General features: G+C 53.1%; 3 protein-coding genes. All 3 read left to right on the forward strand.

Features of this window, described 5'->3' with window-relative positions:
• Positions 1-81: 81 nt before the first annotated feature.
• Entirely contained in the window at positions 82-393 is a 312-nt protein-coding gene (locus AC0KVN_RS27525) for a type II restriction endonuclease (protein WP_483656821.1), read from the forward strand.
• 1 nt (position 394) lies between these two features.
• Positions 395-1,150, forward strand: coding sequence for a hypothetical protein (locus AC0KVN_RS27530; RefSeq protein ID WP_483656817.1), 756 nt, complete (start codon positions 395-397; stop codon positions 1,148-1,150).
• Positions 1,147-1,550, forward strand: a 404-nt coding sequence (locus tag AC0KVN_RS27535) for a DUF6602 domain-containing protein (protein ID WP_483656819.1), incomplete at its 3' end; no start/stop codon positions are given. The genes AC0KVN_RS27530 and AC0KVN_RS27535, both read left to right, overlap by 4 nt.

Below are 1,550 nucleotides of genomic sequence, written 5' to 3' on the forward strand. Positions count from 1 at the left end.
ATTTCGCAGCAGCCGCCTGATCGGCGCAGAGCGACAGCCTACCTCTGACTGCCGCCAATCTTTGCAACAGAGCCCGATTTCCTGTTCCCGTCAGAAGCGGCCTACAAGAACACAGCCTTCCCTGACGATCAGCTCCGCATGCTGGCGGTGAAAACCACATGCAAGGATCGCTGGCGGCAGATTTTGAACGAGGCGCAGCGCGTGCCGCGGAAGCACCTGTTCACGCTGCAGGAAGGCGTCTCGATATCGCAGTTCAGGGAAATGACCGAGGCCGGCGTGCAGCTTGTCGTGCCGCAGGGCCTCAAGGATTCATTCCCGGACGAGGTGCAGCCGCATCTGCAATCCCTTGAGAGCTTCATCGGCGACATTCGCCTTTTGAATGTGCCGAGCTGACATGAGCGACGCATATCTCCAATCGATACTGTCGCGAGAAGCAGTAGATACAAGTATCTACTCGCCACTGTGGCAAGTGCAGAACATCGTATCACCAACCATATCAACGTGGGCGAACAGGTTTCTGCTCGGAATATCGCCGAGCGGATCGTTTTCTAAGGGAACTGCTAATAAAAGCGGAACAGACATCGATCTGTTCATATCGATCCATGAGGACGTGCCTGAAACGCTAGGGCAGATTTACGGGTCGCTGTTCGACAATATGCAGAACGCCGGTTACAAGCCGAAAAAGCAGAATGTATCAATCAACATCAATATCAGCGGCTACGATGTAGACCTTGTTCCCGGCAAGCGCCAAAGTGCATTTACAACCGATCATAGCCTTTATCGAAACCGGGCCTCGACTTGGACAAAAACGAATGTGGCGACGCATATTGCGCTTGTTTCCGGATCGACCCGGCAGCGTGAAATTCGTCTTATGAAGCTATGGAGAAACCAGAAGGGCCTCGACTTTCCATCTTTCTATCTTGAGCTAACAGTCATCAGGGCACTGTCTGGAGTGTGGGCCGGATCGTTATCGCAGAACATTGTAACATGCCTTGAGTATTTGCGGGATAGCTTCCAAAATGCCCGTGTTGTTGATCCTGCTAACACGAACAACGTCATATCGGACGACCTGACAAATGTTGAGAAGGCAGCGATCAAGACCGCCGCCACTCGCGCCCTCGCAGGAAATTGGGAGGGTTTCGTCCGATGACGGGATGGTCCCTCACAGCACTTTTAGGAAGTCTGCACGACGATATCGAACGCCGGCTAGGCGATGCGCGCGCTTTGCTCGGTCATCCCGTTGATAAAGGGGATGCAAGCGAGGCGATCTGGATAGAGCTTTTCACGAAATATCTGCCAGAGCGTTACAGGGCGCAAAAGGCCTATGTGGTCGACAGCACCGGCGCATTTAGCCAGCAGCTTGATATCGTGATCTATGACCGGCAGTATTCACCGATCATATTTGAATTTCAGGGATCAACCATCGTTCCGGCCGAAAGCGTCTATGCCGTCTTTGAAGCGAAGCAGGCCATAAAGGCCCAGTCGGCCCGAAGCTGCGATTTTGGCCATGTTGAAGAACAAAGATTGAACATGGCGATCTACCAGGCTCG

Source organism: Sphingobium sp. SG1 (assembly GCF_057063145.1).

What these genes read in the sequence shown, in the direction of transcription:
- AC0KVN_RS27530 (WP_483656817.1), top strand. Translation starts at nt 395, where the DNA reads ATGAGCGACGCATATCTCCAATCGATACTGTCGCGAGAAGCAGTAGAT.